Here is a 17,580-nt window from a genome sequence, read left to right on the forward strand (position 1 = left end):
CAGCAGGGATGATCGCACCGGCACCGGCACGCGCGCTGCTCCTGGCTACGCTGCTCGCCTTCGGCAGCCCTTTTGGCAGCCCCCCGGCCCGGGCCGCCTCGGGCCCGGCCGTAGAGGGTGAGAACGGGATGGTGGTCTCGTCCCAGCGCCTCGCCTCGCAGGTGGGCACCGATATCCTGAGGGCCGGCGGCAACGCCGTCGACGCCGCGGTGGCGGTGGCCTACGCGGAAGCGGTGGTGAACCCGTGCTGCGGCAATCTCGGCGGCGGCGGCTTCCTGGTGCTGCACGCGGCCGACGGCCGGAGCCGCTTCGTCAATTTCCGCGAGACCGCCCCGGCGGCCGCCACGCGCGACATGTATCTCGACGCCGCCGGAAACGTCGTGACGGGTGCGAGCCTGCGCGGCTGGAAGGCGGCGGGTGTGCCGGGGACCGTGCTCGGCCTCAACACCGCGCTCGCCCAGTACGGGACCCTGCCGCTCGCGCAGGTGATGGCACCGGCGATCGCGCTGGCCCGGGACGGGTTCGTGCTGACCCGGGGCGACACCGACATCCTCGAATCCGGTACGAAGCTGTTCGCCGCGCAAGCAAACGTCGCCCGCATCTTCCTGCGCCCGGACGGCAGCCCCTGGCGGCCCGGCGACCGCCTGGTCCAGGCCGACCTCGCCCGCACGCTCCAGGCCATCGCCGAGCGCGGCGCGGACGCCTTCTACAAGGGCGCGATCCCGGAGGCCATGGAAGCGGCCTCGCGGGCCGGTGGCGGCCTGCTGACGGCAGGAGACTTCGCTGCCTACACGGTGACGGAGTCCGAGCCGCTGACCTGCCGCTACCGAGGCACGACCGTCCTGTCGGCCCCCCCGCCCTCGTCCGGCGGCGTCACGCTCTGCGAGATTCTCGGCATCCTCGATGGCTACGACCTGCCGGCGGCCGGGTTCAACTCCGCCCGGAGCGTGCACCTGATGGTCGAGGCGATGCGGCGCGCATATGCCGACCGCAATCTGCTGCTCGGCGACCCGGCCTTCGTGGCGAATCCGGTCGCTCAGCTCCTGTCGCCGGCCTACTTGGACAAACTCCGGGCCTCGATCCCGCCGGACCGGGCGACTCCATCGGCCGAGATCCGACCGGATCCGGGCCTGGAAACGCATGAGCGGGCCGAGACCACCCACATCTCGGTCATGGACCGGGCCGGCAACGCGGTCTCGCTGACCTACACGATCAACGGCTATTTCGGCGCCGGAGTGATCGCGGGCGACACAGGGTTCTTCCTCAACGACGAGATGGACGACTTCACGGTCAAGACCGGGGTGCCGAACCTGTTCGGCCTCGTGCAGGGCACGAAGAACGCGATCCAGCCGGGCAAGCGCCCGCTCTCCTCCATGGCGCCCACGATCGTGCTGCGCGACGGCAAGGTCGCGCTGGTGGCGGGCTCGCCGGGGGGCTCGCGGATCATCACGATCAACGCGCAGACGCTGATCAACATGCTCGATTTCGGCATGGCGCCGCAGGCGGCGGTGGATGCCCCGCGCATCCACCACCAATGGCTGCCCGATACGGTCTACGCCGAGCCCTTCGCGCTCTCGGCGGACACGAAAAGCATCCTGCGCGGCATGGGCCACACGATCGTCGAGCAGAAGCCCTGGGGGGCGGAGGAACTGATCGCGGTGCGCGCCGCCGCGCCCGACGCCCCGGAGGCGGCCTCCTCGGGCAACGACGCCTCGCGCACCGGGCGGATGCGCCCAGGGCTGCTCTACGGCGCCAACGACAACCGGAGGCCGGCCGGGGCGGCGGTGGGGGAGTAACGGGTTCCCAAAGGGCTAAGCCCTTCGGCGGGGTTTGGGGCGGAGCCCCGAAGTCGGGCTTCGCCCGGGCCCAGCAGGGTTCCACCCTGCATCCGCAAAAGGTCGCAGACCTTTTGAAACCGGGACTTTTCAGCCCTGTCCGGCCTCCCGCGCCACAGCCCGATAGCCGATGTCGCGTCTACAAAACCCCTGCGGCCAGTCGATCCGGGCGACCGCCGCGTAGGCGCGGTCCTTGGCATCGGTGACGCTGTCGCCCAGCGCCGTGATCGCCAGCACCCGGCCGCCATCGGCCAGCAGCTGGCCGTTCTCGGCGCGGGTGCCGGCCTGGAAGACGAACACGCCGTCGCCCTCGGCCTCGTCGATGCCCCGGATCACGGAGCCGCGCACCACGGCACCCGGATAGCCGGCGGCCGCCATCACCACGGTGAGGGCGGCCCGGTGGGCGTCGAATTCCAGGCCCACCCCGGAGAGGTCGCCGTCGCAGGCCGAGAGCAGCGCCGGCACGAGGTCGGAGGCGAGGCGCGGCATCAGCACCTGCGCCTCGGGATCGCCGAAGCGGGTGTTGTACTCGATGAGCTTGGGGCCGTCCGCGGTGAGCATCAGGCCGGCATAGAGGATGCCGGTGAACGGGCAGCCGCGCGCCCGCATCCCGGCGAGCGTCGGGGCGATGATCTCGGCCATGACCCGGGCCTCGATCTCCGGTGTGACGACCCGGGCCGGGGAATAGGCGCCCATGCCGCCGGTATTCGGGCCGCGGTCGCCGTCGAACACGCGCTTGTGGTCCTGGGCGGTGCCGAGCGGGATCGCCCGCATGCCGTCGCACAGGGCGAAGAAGCTGGCCTCCTCGCCGAACAGGCATTCCTCGACCACCACCTCGGCGCCCGGATCTTCGAACAGCGACGCCAGGGCGTCCTCGGCCTGATCCAGGGTCTCGGCGACGGTGACGCCCTTGCCGGCGGCGAGCCCGTCGGCCTTCACGACGATCGGGGCGCCCTGCTGCCGGACATAGGCCAGGGCCGGCTGCAGTTCGGTAAAGCGCGCGAAGGCGGCGGTCGGGATGCCGCAGGCGGCGCAGAGATCCTTGGTGAAGCCCTTCGAGCCCTCGAGCCGGGCGGCATCGCGGGTCGGGCCGAAGGCGCGGATCCCGGCGGCCTTCAGATCATCGACCAGCCCGGCGACCAGGGGCGCCTCGGGGCCGACCACCACGAGGCCGATCGATTCCGAAGCACAGAAGGCGGCGATCGCGGCGTGATCCGAGATCGTCAGGTCCGGCCGGTTGGTACCGTGCCGGGCCGTCCCGGGATTGCCCGGTGCGGTGAACAGCCGGGTGCAGAGCGGGCTCTGGACCAGTCGCCAGGCCAGGGCGTGCTCGCGACCGCCGGAGCCGATCAGCAGGATATTCATGCGTACGCCACCATGGGCCCAGGTTCTGGGCGAAGCCGGCGGGCGGGGAAAGGTTTTTTTCGGGCTTTCCCCGCTCTGCGCCGGTATCCCGGCCGCTCAGCAGCCGGTGCACACGCTCGTGTTGATGCCGCCGCCCCGCCGGACGAAGCCGTGGGTGCCGGGTTGGCGCGCACCGGGGCGCCCGCCATAGACGCCCCGGTAGGGCAGGACCGGCCCGAAGGACTCGAACTGGACGTTGCGTTGGATCGACTGATTCAACGTGTTGAAATCCGTGACCCGCTGCTGGTTGAGCGTGCGGATCTGACTCTGCAGGGCGAACGAGGCGTTGGCCGCGTTCGGATCGTTCTGCTGCACCTGGGCCCAGGCGGTGCCCGCCGGGAGGGCGAGCGCCAGGACGAGGAGCACGCGGGATGCGGCGCGCATGGGGCTCTCCGTGAGAGGGACCGATCTGTCTATAGGGTCGACGTGTTGAGGTGGCGCCAAGTTCCGGGACGCGTCAACCCGGCACAACCGGTGATTTAGTCTCGGGCAGGGCATCGACCTGCTTGGGATCCAGGCCGGTATGGGCCTGCACCAGGGGATGGGGCGTCAGCGCCAGCCACTGGGTCAGCGAGATGTCGGCGTAGCGCGGGCTCTTGAACATCTCCAGGAAGGTCAGCACCGTGTCGCCGGTGTTCTCGATGTAGTGGCCCATGGCGAAGGGCACGTAGCCGACGTCGCCGGCCTGATAGTCGAAGGTGCGGGCCTTCGATTCCGAGCCGAACACGGTCATCCGGCCCTTGCCCGACAGGTAGTACTGCCACTCGTCGCTGTTGGGGTGCCAGTGCAGCTCGCGCAGCCCCCCGGGCTCGACCTCGACCAGGGCCGCCGCGATGGTGACGGAGGCCGGGAACACCGTGGAGTCGGTGATGCGCACGCTGCCGCCCTTGGTGCGGACAGGCTCCTGCGCCAGCATCCGATGGCTGAATGTCTTGGGGATCTCGCCGGCACCGCCCATCTTGTCGGCCGAGAGCGGCCCCGGATTCGGGCCGGGAAAGATGTAAAGCTCTTTCTGGGGGATCTTGGCGAAGGCGCTCTCCGGCAAGCCGAAATTCTTGGCCAGGATATCGGTGGGCGTATGCGCCAGCCAATCGGTCAGCAGGAAGGTGGAATCCTCCGAGAAGGCGCCGTCGTCGAACACGAGCAGGAACTCGCAGCCGTCGACCCCGTCGGCGGAAAGCCCCTGGATCGAATGCGGGATGCCGCCGGGGAAGTACCACAGGTCGCCCGGGCCGACATCGTCCGCGAAGGTGCGCCCGTCCTGATCGACCGCGGTGATCCGGGCCTTGCCCTTGATCATGTAGGACCACTCGGCTTCCTTGTGCCAGTGCATCTCGCGGACCACGCCGGCCTTGAGCCGCATGTTGACCCCGGCCATGGCCTTCGAGATCGGCAATTCGCGGATCGTGGTCTGGCGCGCCCAGCCGCCCTCCTCCAGCCGCATGTGGCTGTCGGCGAAGGACCATTTCAGGTTCGGCATCGTGCCGTGGTCGGTGCCGGGCGGGGCGAGCGTGAAGGGCTCCTCGGCGGCCCGCGGCAGGTTGCGCGGTCCCAGGATGTCGGCGCCCTTCGTGCCGCGCGCGGGCACGGGACCCGATGGGCCGGAGGATTGCGCGGCCGCGGGCGACGCCATCATCGCGCCGCCGGCTGCGGCGATGATGGCGCGCCTGGAAATCTCGGTCATCGTGGATCGGTCCCTGGTGTCTGGGAGGGAAACCGAACGCGGGATCCAAGGATCCGGGTCTGATCGTGCAGTGCGGCATCTCGCCCGGACCCGGTCCGCGGACTATGTGTTGAAGGCAGTGCTGGGCGCGACCCGAGGACAGGATGGCGGACCGGGACAGTTCGGCGACAGATCAGGACCGCCCGCCCGCACGCCGCGGCCGCGCCTGGCTCGTCCTCCTGATGCTGGCGGGCGCCGGCCTGCTCGGATACCGCTCCTGGCCGGACGCATCCCGGGCGGCGAGCCCGCCGCAATCCGCCGCGACGCAACCGCCGCCTGTGCGGGTGGCCCAGGCCGCCCAGGCCTCCGGCCCCCTGACCCTCACCCAGACCGGCACCACCCAGGCCTTCGACACGGCGAATCTCTACCCGCGGGCGACCGGCTACATCGTCGAGCGCAAGGTCGACATCGGCTCGCACGTGAAGGCGGGCGACCTGCTGTTCCGGATCAGCGCCCCCGACCTCGACCAGCAGCTCGTCCAGGCCCAGGCGCAGGTCGTGCAGCTGCAGGCGGCGCTGATCCAGGCCCACGCGATGGTCGATCAGGCAGACGCCAACCGCCACCTCGCGGACGTGACCAACCGCCGGACCTCGACGCTCGCCGGCACCGGGGCCGAGACCCGGCAGAACGCCGACACGTCGCAGGCCGGGGTGCTGTCGCAGACCGCCAATGTCGACGCCGTCAAGGCCGCCGTGAAGGTCGCCGAGGCCAACATCGCGGCCCAGGAGGCGCAGGCCGCCCGGCTCAAGGTCCTGACCGGTTTCGAGGAGATCCGCGCGCCCTTCGACGGTGTGGTGACGGCCCGGAACAACGATGTCGGCGACGCGGTCACGGCGGACACCAATACGGGCCTGCCGCTCCTGACGCTGAACCGGGACGACGTGCTGCGCATGGCGGTGAACGTGCCGCTCTACGCTGCCGACGGCGTGCGCGACGGGCTCGCCGCCCGGGTCGAGGTGGCGCAGATCCCCGGCAAGGTGTTTCCCGGCACGGTCTCGCGCTCGTCGGCGGCTCTGCTCTACGCCTCGCGCATCCTGGTCACCCAGGTCGACATCCCCAACCCCGACGCCGTGCTCCGGCCGGGCCTCTACATCACCTTGACGCTGGAGATTCCGCGGGTCGCGCCGGCCGTGACGGTGCCGAGCGACGCCCTGATCTTCGACCAGCACGGGACCCGCGTGGCCGTGGTCGAAACGGAGGCCGACGGGCACGCGGTGGCGCGAATGCGCCCGGTGACGATCTTCCGCCAGACCCGGACGGCCCTGGAGCTGCGCTCGGGCCTGACCGGCGACGAGCGGGTGATCGTCGGCCCACCGGCCTCCCTGCGCGACGGCGACCGGGTCACGCCGCAGCCCGAGGGCAAGGCGGGGGCGTGAGCGGCCGGGTGTTCATCAGGGCTCTGCCCTGATCACCCGCCAAAGGGCTGCAAGCCCAGCCGTTTGAGGTGTTCGCATAAGCACCGGGACATTGGCCGGACGCGCTCTCCTCCCCTTGTGGGGAGGCGTTGGAGGTGGTGCAAGAGGCACCGGTACGCTTGATCCTGAACCACCCCCACCCCTGACCCCTCCCCGCAAGGGGGAGGGGAAAACGCAGTGCTCTTTCGGTCTGTTAGAGACACGGATTGCTGTCTGTGCACCCCGCTCAAACACCTCGAAGGGGTTGAGCCGGAGCCCTTTGGAAACCCGTTTCAGGGGCGCGACGCGACGCCCTGAGCAGGTTTCGCAAAAGTGGCCACCGGTTTTGCGATAAAAACCTGCGCTGTAACAAAGATCTTAGCGGACGGGATCCAGCCGCGCTCGGACATCGGTTCGGGCGAGGCGGGCCAGCAGGTACGCGATCTCGGCCTTGGCCGGCGCGGTCAGCGCCTGTGAGGGCTTGCGCTGCGCATCGGAGGAAAAAATCCCCCGGCGCTGGAACACGTATTTGCGCACCGCGAGCCCGAGCGGGCCCTGCTGCTGCTCGTAGCGCAGATAGGGCAGGTGGGCGTCGAACAGGTCATGGGCGGCGTCGCGCTCGCCCGCCCGGCCGAGGCGGACGACGTCGACCAGCATCTCCGGGAAGGCGTAACCGGTATTGGCGCCGTCGGCCCCGCGCTCGGTCTCGAAGTCGAGGAACAGGCCGCCATTGCCCACGAGGATGGAGATGTGGCGCATCGAGCCATCCGCCTCGAAGCCGCGCAGCGTGGAAATCTTCTCCAGGCCCGGCCAGTCCTCGTGCTTGAGCATCACGCAGGAGGGGTTTTCGGTGACGATCCGGCGGATCACGCCGGGGGGCATCTGCACCGAGAAGGTGAGGGGGTAGTCCTGCAGCACGAAGGGCACATCCGAACCGATCGCCTCGGCGGCATTGCGGTAGTAGCCCGCCACCTGATCGTCGGTGCGGAGCGTGTTGGGCGGGGCGATCATCACGCCGGACGCGCCCATCTCCATCACCTCCCGGGCGAGGGACCGCATGGCCGCGAAGCCCGGCGCCGTGACACCGACGATCACCGGCAGCCGCGTCCGCCCGAGGACGCGCTTGGCCACTGCGATCCCCTCCGCGTGGTCGAGCTTGCCGGCCTCGCCGAGCTGGCCGAGGATCGTCAGGCCGTCGACGCCGGCCGCGCCGAAGAAGTCGGTCATCCGGTCGAGGGAGGTCTCGTCGATCCGGCCATCCGGGTGGAACGGCGTCGGGGCGATCGGCACGACGCCGCGAATGTCGCTGGTGAGGGGCATACCGGTCTGATCCTCCGTCGCGGAACGATGCGGGCGGGGACCATAGGCCCGGTTAGCCGGAAAATCTTTAGCCGATGGCGGTCGGATCAGGTCGTGGTTTCGAAAGGGCGAGACCTTTCGCGGGTCCAAGGCAGAGCCCTGGTGCCGGACATTGTCTGGTGTCGGGCTGCGCCCGAGACGGTCAGGGCTCTGCCCTGACAACCCGCCAAAGGGCACAGCCCTTCGGAAACCCGGGATACGGGTCGAACAGGCTCTCGGAGCGCGTCAGTGCACGGCTTTCAGACCATGCGCGCTTACAACATATCAGGCCCGGACTTCCGCAGAACGGACAACCGGCGCGCCGGCGGAGGCCCGGACCCGCCGTCCCGAGCGACCGGCCAGCGCCACCGAGCCCTGCTGCAGGGCGATGAAGGCGAACAGCAGTAGGCCCGTCGCGATCTTGGTCCACCAGCTCGACAGAGTACCGTCGAAGGTGATGGCCGTCTGGATCAGGCCGCCGATCATCACCCCCAGGAACGTGCCCAGCAGGCCGCCCTGGCCGCCGGAGAGCAGCGTGCCGCCGATCACCACGGCCGCGATGGCATCGAGTTCCACGCCCACCGCCGAGAGCGGCGTGCCGGAGGCGGTGTCGAGGGAGAACACGATCCCGGCGAGGGCGGCGAGCAGGCTCGACAGGGCGTAGACCGCCACGATGTTGCGCCCGACCCGCACGCCCATGAGCGCCGTGGTCTGGCGGCTGCCGCCGAGCGCGTAGACCGTGGCGCCGAAGCGCGTGGCGCGGAGCACCACCCCGCCCACCAGGAACACGGCGAGCATCACACCCGCGGTCAGGGTCAGCCGCCCGCCGCCGGGCAGGCTCAGCGACAGGTCGGAGACCGCGCCGTACAGGGGGGCGTTGATCGGCACCGATTCGGTGGAGAGCAGGAAGCCCGCCCCCCGGGCCAGGAACATGCCGGCCAGCGTCACGATGAAGGGCGGCATGTCGAAGACATGGATCAGCGCGCCCATGGCGGCGCCGAACAGGCCGGCGGCGGCGAGCACGATCCCGAAGGCTGCGAGCGGCGGGATCCCCCAGCGCTCGATCGCCAGCGCCAGGAACACCGTGGTGAACCCCACCACCGAGCCGACCGACAGGTCGATGCCGCCCGCGACGATCACGAAGGTCGTGCCCACCGCCACGATGCCCAGGAAGGCGCTGTCGGTGAGCAGGTTGCCGACGACCCGCGTGGTCAGGAAGGCGGGGTACTGCGTGGCGCAGAGGCCGTAGCCGGCCGCGAACAGCAGCGCGGCGACGAGGACCGGGAGGTTGCGGCTCATCGCGGGCTCCGCAGCAGCAGGGACAGGCCGGCGAGGCGCGGCGCTTGCAGCAGGAGCACCGCCAGCACCACCGCGGCCTTGACCACGAGGTTGAGTTCCGGCGGCAGGCCGGAGAGCAGGATCCCGGTGTTCATCGCCTGGATCAGGAAGGCCCCGAGCACCGCCAGCCACAGGCTGAACCGGCCGCCGAGCAGGGACGAGCCCGCCACCACCACGGCCAGGATCGCGTCGAGTTCGAGCCACAGCCCGGCATTGTTGGCGTCGGCCCCCAGGATGTCGGCCGCCGCGACCACGCCGGCCAGAGCCGCGCAGACGCCGCTCCAGGCATAGACCGCCAGCGTCACCGCGCGGGTGTCGATGCCGGCCAGCGCGCTCGCGCGGGCGTTGCCGCCGGTCGCCTCGATCATCAGGCCGAGCGCCGTGCCGCGCACCAGCGCGAGGGTGAGGCACAGCATGCCGAGGACCAGCACCACCGGCATCGGCACGCCGACGAGCGCGCCGCCGCCGAGGAACGCGAGGTCGGGGGAGACGAAGGTGATGATCCGCCCCTCGGTGATCAGCTGGGCGATGCCGCGGCCGGCGACCATCAGGATCAGGGTGGCGACGATCGGCTGGATCCGGAGCCCCGCCACCAGCAGGCCGTTCCACAGCCCGCACAGGAGCCCGGTGGCCAAAGCCGCCGCGAGCACCACCGGCAGGGGCTGGGTGTCGGCGAGGCTCGCCGCCACCGCGCCCGCGATCGCCATCACGGCGCCCACCGACAGGTCGATGCCGCCGGTGGCCACCACCAGCACCATGCCGAGCGACAGCAGCGCCACCGGGGCGCCGCGGTTGAACACGTCGACGAGGCTGCCGAACAGGCGCCCGTCCTGCCAATGCACGTCGAGGAATTGCGGCGCGACCAGCCGGTCGGCCAGCAGTACGGCCAGGAAGGCGAGGAGCTGGGGCGCTCCGGCACGCAGCGCGCGCATCAGGCGGGCTCCGGCACGGGAGCAGGCGTTTCCGCCGCGATCGCCCGGAGGATGGCGGTGACGTCGATCGCCCCGTCGGCGAGCTCGGCCACCTGGGCGCGGTCGCGCATCACGATCACCCGGTCGGAATAGGTCACGATCTCCTCCAGCTCGGACGAGATCACCAAGAGGGCGAGGCCCGCGTCGCACAGGCTCCGGATCAGCCGGATGATCTCGGCGTGAGCCCCGACATCGATGCCCCGGGTCGGCTCGTCGAGGATCAGCAGGCGCGGCTCGGTGGCGAGCCAGCGGGCCAGAAGCGTCTTCTGCTGGTTGCCCCCGGACAGCAGCCCGAGCGGTCGCTCCGGATCGGGCGGCCGGATGTCGAGCTTGGCGATGAAGTCGCGGGCGATCCGGTCCTGCGCCGCCCGGCCCAGCGGCCGGAACGGGCCCTGTCGGGCCTGGAGCGCCAGCACGATGTTCTCCCGGACGGTCAGATCGGCGACGATGCCGTCGGTCTTGCGCTCCTCCGGGCAGTAGCCGAGGCGATGGCGCAGCGCGTCCCGGGGGCCGGCGATCCGGGTGGGCTTCCCGTCGAGCAGGATGCGGCCCTGGTCCGGCCGCTCGGCCCCGAACAGCAGGCGGGCGGTCTCGGTCCGCCCGGAGCCGAGGAGGCCCGCGAGACCCACCACCTCGCCGCCCGCCACCGACAGGTCGACGGGTTGGAGATAGCCGGCCTTGCCGAGTTTTTCCGCGCGCAGGACCGGGGCCCCGGCCTCAATCCGCTGGGCCCGCGGCCCCGTCTCCGACCGCGCCTCGTCCTCGGCGAGGTCGTGGCCCAGCATGGTGCGCACAAGGTCGAGGCGGGGAAACTGCGCGGTCTCGCGCTCGGTCACCAGCCGGCCGTTGCGCAGGACGGTGATCCGGTCGGTGATCGCGTAGACCTGCTCCAGGAAGTGGGTGACGAACACGATGCCGATGCCCCGCGCGGCCAGCCGGCGCATCACGCCGAACAGCACCGTCACCTCGTGGGTGTCGAGGCTCGCGGTCGGCTCGTCGAGGATCAGCGCCCGGGCCGAGAGGTCCACCGCCCGGGCGATCGCCACGAGGTGCTGCACCGCCACCGGGAAGCGTCCGAGCGGCGCCCCGACATCGATCGCGAGGCCGAACTCCGCCAGCCGTTCCGACGCGCGCCGTCGCATCGTCCGGCCGCGCACGAGGCCGAAGCGGGTCGGCTCGCGGCCGAGGAACAGGTTCTGCGCCACGGTGAGGTTCGGCAGCAGGCCGACCTCCTGGTAGACCGTGGCGATGCCGGCCCGGCCGGCCTCCTCGGCCGAGCGCGGCGCGATCGGCACGCCGTCGAGCCACACGTCGCCCGCATCGCGCCGGACGATTCCGGTCAGCGTCTTGATGAAGGCCGATTTGCCGGCGCCGTTCTCGCCCAGCAGGGCGTGGATCTCCCCCCGGCGCAGGGTGAAGTCGACCCCCGCGAGGGCGTGGTGCCCGGCGAAGCTCTTGGAGAGCCCGCGGACGCTGAGCAGGGGCGTGTCGGACACGGGACCGCTCGCAGGGGTCGCGGCGCGGGGCGCGTCAGTAGCCGAGGCCCTTCTTGCTCTCGTAGACCTTCAGCGGATCGTCGGCCGCCGTGTAGAGCTTCGATTCGGTCTGGATCCACTTGGGCGGGACGGTGCCCTTCTCCTTGAAGGCCGTGAGCACGTCGAAGGCGGGGCCGGCCATGTCGGGCGTGAGCTCGACGGTGGCGTTGGCCTCGCCCGCCGCGATCGCCTTGAAGATGTCGGGCACCGCGTCGATCGAGACCGTCAGGATCTCCCGGCCGGGCTTCAGGCCGGCCTCCTTCATCGCCTGGATGGCGCCGACCATCATGTCGTCGTTGTGGGCGTAGACGGCGCAGATCGCGCGCCCGCCCTCGGCCTTGATGAAGCTCTCCATCACCTCCTTGCCCTTGGCGCGGGTGAAGTCGCCGGTCTGGCTGCGCACGAGCTTGAGGTTGGCGTGGGACGCGAGGGCGGCGTCAAAGCCCTTCTTGCGGTTGGTGGCGACGCTGGCGCCGACCGTGCCCTGAAGCTCGACCACGTTGCAGGGTTTTTCGCCGACCGTCTTGGCCAGCCAGTTGCCGGCGACGCGGCCCTCCTCGACGCTGTCGGAGGTGACGGCGGTGAGGGTGAGGTCCTTGCCGGACGGGTCGATGTCGCGGTCGAGCAGGATCACCGGGATCTTGGCGTCCCGGGCTTCCTTCAGCACCGCGTCCCAGCCGGTGGCGACCACGGGAGCGAGCAGGATCGCGTCCACCCCCTGCGCCACGAAGGAGCGGATCGCCTTGATCTGGTTCTCTTGCTTCTGCTGCGCGTCGGCGATCTTGACGGTGATGCCGCGCGTCTTGGCCTCGGCCTTGGTCACCGTGGTCTCGGCGGCGCGCCAGCCGGATTCCGAGCCGATCTGCGAGAAGCCGACGGTGAGCGAGGCCGCCTGGGCCGCACCGCCCCACGCGAGCATCGCGCCCACGAGCAATGGCTTGATGGAAACTGATTCCCTCATGACACGTCCCCCCTGGATTGCGGCCGCCGCCTCTTCGGAGCGATCGACCCGCATATGTATGACATATGCGCGGGGACTGGATAGCCGGACGCGCTCTTCCTGTCACTGCTGAAGGCGCAGCCGATCGCCGATGAACCCTGTCAGAACGAATGATTTGTCCGATTTTTCGCGCGTTGCCGGCGCGGCTGCTTCAGGCGGATCATTCATCCCGACCTGGGCCCGGCATGCCGGGTTCGTTCGCGCTTCCCAAAGGCAGATTGCCCTCCGTCCGGCGCCGCGCAGATGATTCTCTCCGCCTTCGGCACAGGTGGAAGCATCCGATGATGACCCCACGGCCAGCAAGCCGCAAACCGCGGCGCGATCGGGCTATGCCGGCTCAGACGGCGTCCTGACGGAGTTCCTCGACAAGCTCGGGATGCCGGTCGAGGAGGCGCAACAGCTGGCTGGTCGGGCCGCTCGGTTCGACCAAGCCGCGCTCATACTTGTCGAAGGCCGATTCCCCGACTTTGAGAAGGCCGCCCGCCTCGCGCTGAGAGAGGCGTAACTTCTCGCGCACCCGCCGGATCGTCGCGGGGGAGGGAAGACCTTCCACCTCCTCCTTGAGCGCGCGCAAAGCTGCATCCGTCACCGCCATGTCTTGGCCGACATGGATACCCTCGCCCTCGCCCTCCGGATAATAGCCCGGCAGGTCGACAATTCGCGTCCGCCCCCCGTAGGCAACCGTGAAGGGTCGTACATCCCGACGAAGGATCTCTCCGGTTTCGGGCGACACCATCGTTTCCGGTAGAGCGCTCTCGATCGCCATGCTCATTTCTCCTTGAACGACATGACGGTGAACGCGGTCACCGCATCGGCCTGGAACTTCACGTAGAGCGTCAGGCCTCAAGCGGGCACATGATAGACATCCTGCCAGACACGATGATCAGCATGGGTCGTCATCGACTTGAAGAACATGTCCCTTTCGATCCCGGCGATCGTTTCAGCGACACCTGCCCGATCGAACCCCAATGCGAGCGCATCGCGGAGCGCCGTCGTCGTGATCGCAAGCGTATCTGTTGCGCCTAGCGCGGCCTTGATGGCTTGGAGGTCGTAGGTCGGGCCACGCTTCTCCATGACCTCGAAATGCCACCTTATGGTGGCAGAGCAAGGAATGGGGACGGACGAACGTCATAGCCGCCGCGGGAGGCGCCCGCGAGGCGCCGTCCCACCCGGTCAGACCAGCAGCTTGTCCAGCGTGATCGGCATCTCGCGCACCCGCACGCCGGTGGCGTGCCAGATCGCGTTGGCGATGGCGCCCACCGTACCGGTGATGCCGATCTCGCCGACGCCCTTCACGCCGAGGTTGTTCACCACCGCGTCGTCCTCGTGGACCAGGATCGCCTCCAGGGCGGGCACGTCGGCGTTCACCGGCACGTGGTATTCGGCGAGGTTGTCGTTGAGGAAGCGGCCGGTGCGCGGGTCCATCTCGGCCCGCTCGTGCAGGGCAAAGGACAGGCCCCAGATCATCCCGCCGTAATACTGGCTCTGGACCAGCCGCGGGTTGATCACCCGGCCCGCCGCGAAGGCGCCGACGAGGCGGCTCACCCGGATCTGGCCGAGATCGGGATCGACCTTCACCTCGGCGAAGACCGCCCCGTGGGCGTGCATGGCGTAGGAGGCCTGCGCGGCCGGATCGGCCCCGGCCTTGCCCTGGCCCTCGATGCTGGCCCGGCCGGCCCGCGCGAGGATGTCGGTGACGGATTCGCCCCGGCTCGGGTCGTCGCGCCGGGTCAGGCGCCCGTCGGCGGCGGTCACGCCGGCATTGCCCGCGCCGTAGAGCGGGGAGGCGGGATCGTTGGTGGCGAGATCCGCGAGCTGGCGGATCACGTCGGCCGCCGCCGCATGGATCGCGCCGCCGGCTGTCGCGGTATGACCCGAGCCGCCCGCGATGCCGGCATTCGGCAGATCGGAAGACCCCATCCGGAAGGTGAGGGCGTCCATGCCGATCCCGAGCCCGTCGGCGGCGATCTGGGCGAGCGCCGTCCAGGACCCCTGGCCCATGTCGATCGCCCCGAGTTCCACCGTGCCGGTGCCGTCGGCGCGGATCTCGGCCCGGGCCATGCCTTCGAAGATCAGGGATGGGAAGGTGGCGGTGCCCATGCCGGTGCCGACCAGGAAGCCGTCCTTGTCGCGCGTCTGGCGGGGCTGGAGCGGGCGTCCGGCCCAGCCGAACGCCTCGGCGCCGCGCCGATAACATTCGCGCAGGGCTTTCGAGGAGAACGGCTTGCCGGTGATCGGCTCGACCTCGGCGTAGTTGGCGAGGCGGAAGTCCAGCGGGTCCATGCCGAGTTCGTGCGCCATCTCGTCCAGCGCGCTCTCCAAGGCGACGCTGCCGGTGGCCTCGCCGGGGGCGCGCATGAACAAGGGCGTGCCGGTATCGAGGCGCACGGCTTCGTGCCGGATCGCGAGGGCCGGGCTCGCGTAGAGGGTGCTGGTCGCCCGGCCCGCCGGCTCGAAGAAGTCGTCGAAGCTCGACGAGGCGGTGAGGATGTGGTGGTCGAGCGCCGTGAGCTTGCCGGCCGCATCGGTGCCGAGGCGCAGGGTCTGCCGGGTCGGGCCGCGATGGCCCATCGGGCCGTACATCTGGGTCCGGGTCGGCACGAGCTTCACCGGCTTGCCCACGAGCTTCGCCGCCATGCAGGCCAGCACCTGCGGCCCGGCGGGCACGCCCTTCGAGCCGAAGCCGCCGCCGAGATAGGGGCTGTCGATATGGATGTCGTCGGGGCTGATGCCGAACAGCCCGGCGAGGCGGCCCTGCGACATGGCCAGCGCCTGGGTCGGCATCAGGAGCGTCAGCCGATTCCCCTCCCAGCTGGCCACGGCCGCGTGCGGCTCCATGGCGTTGTGATACTGGGCCGGCGTCTCGTAGGTCGCCGCGATGGTCTTGGACGCGGCGGCAAGCCCGGCCTCGACGTCGCCGTCGGACTCGGCCGCGGGCGCGCCGACGCCCACGGAGGGCGGGGTGAAGACCTCGCCGGCATCGAGCCCGATCCGCGGCGTCTCGGCCGCGTAGGTCGGGGCGAGCAGCCGCGCGCCCTCGGTGGCCGCCTCCAGGGTCTCGGCGATCACCACGGCGATCGGCTGGTTGGCGTAGCGGACGCGGTCGTTCTGCAGCAGATCGAGGCGGAAGGTGAACGGGCCGTCCTTGGCGTCCGGGTCCTTGGCGAGCGTCGGCGCGTTCTCCGGCGTCATCACCGCCACGACGCCGGGATGCGCCGCGGCGGCGGCCACGTCGAGGCCGGTGACGCGGCCCTTCGCGATCCGGGCGACGCAGAGCGCCGCGTGGAGCGTACCGGGGGGCAGGTTGTCGGCGGAGAAGCGGGCCTGGCCCGTCACCTTGAGCGGGCCGTCGCGCCGGGTGAGCGGCTGGCCGATGCTGGAGCCGTGGCGGACACCGCCGGCGGGGAGGGTCGAAGGCGAGGCGGTCGCGGTCATGCGGGTCTCCTCAGACGATGCCGAACGGGGAGGCGGGGAGTGCCGGGATGCGGGCGGGCGTGCCCGCGGCGGCCTGGGTGAGGGCGCGGATCGCCACCCGGCGGGCGAGTTCGATCTTGAAGGCGTTGGCTTCGCCGGTGGGCTTGGCCCCGGCGAGCGCCGCATCGGCAGCCTTGGCGTAGGCGTCGGGGGAGGGCACCTGTCCGGCGAGCGCGGCTTCGGCTTCCGCCACCCGCCAGGGCTTCAGCGCCAGCCCGCCGAGCGCCAGCCGGGCCTGTCCGATCCGGCCGCCGGCCTCCAGCGTCAAGGCGGCGGCCGCCGAGACCACCGCGAAGGCGTAGGAGGTGCGGTCGCGGACCTTGAGATAGCGGGCGTGGCCCCGGAAGGACGCCGCCTCGGGCGGCAGGCGCAGGGCGGTGATCAACTCGCCGGGCCGCAGCTCGGTCTCCCGCTCCGGATGGTCGCCGGGCAGCAGGTGGAAGGCGGTGAGCGGCACCGCGCGGGCGCCGTCCGGCCCGGCGATCTCCACCACCGCGTCGAGGGCGGCGAGCGGCACGCAGAAATCGGACGGGTGGGTGGCGATGCAGTGCTCGCTCCAGCCCTGGACCGCGTGGATCCGGGTGGCATGCCCGAGCGCCGCGCAGCCGGAGCCGGGCGCGCGCTTGTTGCAGGGCGAGACCGCGTCGGTGAAGTATGGGCAGCGGGTGCGCTGCATCAGGTTGCCGCCGACGGTCGCGGCGTTGCGCAGCTGCGCCGAGGCGCCGGCCAGCAGGGCCTCGGCCACCATCGGGTAGGTTTTTTCGAACATCGCGTCGTAGGCGAGGTCGCTGTTGCGGACCAGCGCGCCGACCCGGGTGCCGCCGTCCGGCAGACGCTCGATCGACGACAGGCCGGGCAGGCGGGTGATGTCGACGATCCGCTCGGGGGTCGCGACGCCGCCCTTCATCAGGTCGACCAAGTTGGTGCCGGCGGCCAGGAAGGCGGTACCCGGTACCTGCCCGGCCGCCACGGCTTCGGGCACGCTCGCGGGGCGGATGTAGTCGAAGGTTTTCATGCCGCGTCCTCCCGCTGCTCGGTCGTCCGGGCCGCCGCGTCCTGAACCGCATCGAGGATGCCGGCATAGGCACCGCAGCGGCAGAGATTGCCGCTCATGCCCTCGCGGATGCGCTCGGGATCGGTGCCGGCCTGGCCCTCGCGGATCAGCCCGACCGCGCTCATGATCTGGCCGGGGGTGCAGAAGCCGCACTGGAAGCCGTCATGGGCGATGAAGGCGGCCTGGACCGGATGGAGCGTGTCACCTTCGGCGAGCCCCTCGATGGTCAGGATCTCGGCCCCGTCGAGGCTCGCGGCGAGGGTCAGGCAGCTGTTGATCCGCCGCCCGTCCACCAGCACCGTGCAGGCGCCGCACTGGCCGCGGTCGCAGCCCTTCTTGGCGCCGGTCAGGCCGAGGCGCTCGCGCAGGAGGTCGAGGAGGGTCACCCGCGGATCGTCGAGGGCGATCTCGCGCGGCTGCCCGTTCAGGGTGAGCCTGAGGGGAATGGTCATGGGGATCCCGGCTTTGCGAAGGCTGGAACCGTTACAGATAGCTGGGCCGGACTCGGCGGCGA

Annotated in this window: 15 protein-coding genes; 2 read left to right on the forward strand and 13 right to left on the reverse strand. The window is 70.7% G+C overall.

Annotated features, from left to right (window positions below; translation table 11 throughout):
* Positions 1-1,796, forward strand: a 1,796-nt coding sequence (ggt, locus tag OXS49_RS23805; protein ID WP_267427134.1) for a gamma-glutamyltransferase, incomplete at its 5' end; no start/stop codon positions are given.
* Positions 1,797-1,925: 129 nt separating this feature from the next.
* Here the strand turns inward: ggt and purD are convergent.
* The 3 genes from purD to OXS49_RS23820 all read right to left on the reverse strand — a co-directional run bounded on the left by purD (position 1,926) and on the right by OXS49_RS23820 (position 4,923).
* Complete coding sequence (gene purD / locus OXS49_RS23810) at positions 1,926-3,200, reverse strand: phosphoribosylamine--glycine ligase (RefSeq protein WP_244004377.1); 1,275 nt, start codon at positions 3,198-3,200, stop codon at positions 1,926-1,928.
* 96 nt (positions 3,201-3,296) lie between these two features.
* Positions 3,297-3,623 carry a hypothetical protein gene (locus OXS49_RS23815; protein WP_267427137.1) on the reverse strand — a complete coding sequence of 109 codons (327 nt, stop codon included), beginning with the start codon at positions 3,621-3,623 and terminating at the stop codon, positions 3,297-3,299.
* Between the two features lie 73 nt (positions 3,624-3,696).
* A complete protein-coding gene (locus tag OXS49_RS23820; RefSeq protein WP_276082030.1) occupies positions 3,697-4,923 on the reverse strand; it encodes an oxalate decarboxylase family bicupin in 1,227 nt (408 codons plus the stop codon).
* A 143-nt stretch (positions 4,924-5,066) separates the two neighbouring features.
* Between OXS49_RS23820 and OXS49_RS23825 the strand changes: the two genes are divergently transcribed.
* On the forward strand, positions 5,067-6,338 hold the full coding sequence (locus OXS49_RS23825) for an efflux RND transporter periplasmic adaptor subunit (RefSeq protein WP_244004373.1): 1,272 nt from the start codon (positions 5,067-5,069) through the stop codon (positions 6,336-6,338).
* 396 nt (positions 6,339-6,734) lie between these two features.
* Here the strand turns inward: OXS49_RS23825 and OXS49_RS23830 are convergent, their stop codons facing one another.
* From OXS49_RS23830 to OXS49_RS23875, 10 genes are all read right to left on the reverse strand, one after another.
* Positions 6,735-7,676, reverse strand: a complete 942-nt coding sequence (locus OXS49_RS23830) for a dihydrodipicolinate synthase family protein (RefSeq protein ID WP_267427140.1) — start codon at positions 7,674-7,676, stop codon at positions 6,735-6,737.
* A gap of 303 nt (positions 7,677-7,979) precedes the next feature.
* Positions 7,980-8,993 carry a galactofuranose ABC transporter, permease protein YjfF gene (gene yjfF / locus OXS49_RS23835; protein ID WP_267427141.1) on the reverse strand — a complete coding sequence of 338 codons (1,014 nt, stop codon included), beginning with the start codon at positions 8,991-8,993 and terminating at the stop codon, positions 7,980-7,982.
* Positions 8,990-9,964, reverse strand: a complete 975-nt coding sequence (locus OXS49_RS23840; protein WP_267427142.1) for an ABC transporter permease — start codon at positions 9,962-9,964, stop codon at positions 8,990-8,992. Before OXS49_RS23840 ends, yjfF begins: the two co-directional genes overlap by 4 nt.
* A complete protein-coding gene (locus OXS49_RS23845) occupies positions 9,964-11,499 on the reverse strand; it encodes a sugar ABC transporter ATP-binding protein (RefSeq protein ID WP_267427143.1) in 1,536 nt (511 codons plus the stop codon). Before OXS49_RS23845 ends, OXS49_RS23840 begins: the two co-directional genes overlap by 1 nt.
* A 34-nt stretch (positions 11,500-11,533) precedes the next feature.
* Positions 11,534-12,499: a galactofuranose ABC transporter, galactofuranose-binding protein YtfQ gene (ytfQ, locus tag OXS49_RS23850; RefSeq protein ID WP_276082031.1), complete on the reverse strand. Its 966-nt coding sequence runs from the start codon at positions 12,497-12,499 to the stop codon at positions 11,534-11,536.
* Between the two features lie 376 nt (positions 12,500-12,875).
* Complete coding sequence (locus OXS49_RS23855; protein WP_267427144.1) at positions 12,876-13,304, reverse strand: type II toxin-antitoxin system MqsA family antitoxin; 429 nt, start codon at positions 13,302-13,304, stop codon at positions 12,876-12,878.
* 77 nt (positions 13,305-13,381) lie between these two features.
* Positions 13,382-13,612, reverse strand: coding sequence for a type II toxin-antitoxin system MqsR family toxin (locus OXS49_RS23860; RefSeq protein WP_267427145.1), 231 nt, complete (start codon positions 13,610-13,612; stop codon positions 13,382-13,384).
* A 99-nt stretch (positions 13,613-13,711) separates the two neighbouring features.
* Positions 13,712-15,973, reverse strand: a complete 2,262-nt coding sequence (locus OXS49_RS23865; RefSeq protein ID WP_267427147.1) for a xanthine dehydrogenase family protein molybdopterin-binding subunit — start codon at positions 15,971-15,973, stop codon at positions 13,712-13,714.
* Between the two features lie 10 nt (positions 15,974-15,983).
* Positions 15,984-17,027, reverse strand: a complete 1,044-nt coding sequence (locus OXS49_RS23870; RefSeq protein ID WP_267427149.1) for a xanthine dehydrogenase family protein subunit M — start codon at positions 17,025-17,027, stop codon at positions 15,984-15,986.
* Positions 17,024-17,518 (reverse strand): (2Fe-2S)-binding protein, encoded by a 495-nt coding sequence (locus OXS49_RS23875; protein ID WP_244004355.1) that lies wholly within the window; start codon positions 17,516-17,518, stop codon positions 17,024-17,026. The genes OXS49_RS23870 and OXS49_RS23875 overlap by 4 nt, the downstream gene beginning before the upstream one ends.
* Positions 17,519-17,580 lie beyond the last annotated feature (62 nt).

The organism is Methylobacterium sp. GC_Met_2 (assembly GCF_026540795.1).
In the GTDB taxonomy this organism is placed as follows: Bacteria; Pseudomonadota; Alphaproteobacteria; order Rhizobiales; family Beijerinckiaceae; genus Methylobacterium.

Bases quoted from the DNA above. Each gene is read 5' to 3' on its own strand.
- purD (WP_244004377.1), bottom strand. From the start codon at position 3,200: ATGAATATCCTGCTGATCGGCTCCGGCGGTCGCGAGCACGCCCTGGCC.
- OXS49_RS23815 (WP_267427137.1), bottom strand. From the start codon at position 3,623: ATGCGCGCCGCATCCCGCGTGCTCCTCGTCCTGGCGCTCGCCCTCCCG.
- OXS49_RS23820 (WP_276082030.1), bottom strand. From the start codon at position 4,923: ATGACCGAGATTTCCAGGCGCGCCATCATCGCCGCAGCCGGCGGCGCG.
- OXS49_RS23825 (WP_244004373.1), top strand. From the start codon at position 5,067: ATGGCGGACCGGGACAGTTCGGCGACAGATCAGGACCGCCCGCCCGCA.
- OXS49_RS23830 (WP_267427140.1), bottom strand. From the start codon at position 7,676: ATGCCCCTCACCAGCGACATTCGCGGCGTCGTGCCGATCGCCCCGACG.
- yjfF (WP_267427141.1), bottom strand. From the start codon at position 8,993: ATGAGCCGCAACCTCCCGGTCCTCGTCGCCGCGCTGCTGTTCGCGGCC.
- OXS49_RS23840 (WP_267427142.1), bottom strand. From the start codon at position 9,964: ATGCGCGCGCTGCGTGCCGGAGCGCCCCAGCTCCTCGCCTTCCTGGCC.
- ytfQ (WP_276082031.1), bottom strand. From the start codon at position 12,499: ATGAGGGAATCAGTTTCCATCAAGCCATTGCTCGTGGGCGCGATGCTC.
- OXS49_RS23855 (WP_267427144.1), bottom strand. From the start codon at position 13,304: ATGGCGATCGAGAGCGCTCTACCGGAAACGATGGTGTCGCCCGAAACC.
- OXS49_RS23860 (WP_267427145.1), bottom strand. From the start codon at position 13,612: ATGGAGAAGCGTGGCCCGACCTACGACCTCCAAGCCATCAAGGCCGCG.
- OXS49_RS23865 (WP_267427147.1), bottom strand. From the start codon at position 15,973: ATGACCGCGACCGCCTCGCCTTCGACCCTCCCCGCCGGCGGTGTCCGC.
- OXS49_RS23870 (WP_267427149.1), bottom strand. From the start codon at position 17,027: ATGAAAACCTTCGACTACATCCGCCCCGCGAGCGTGCCCGAAGCCGTG.
- OXS49_RS23875 (WP_244004355.1), bottom strand. From the start codon at position 17,518: ATGACCATTCCCCTCAGGCTCACCCTGAACGGGCAGCCGCGCGAGATC.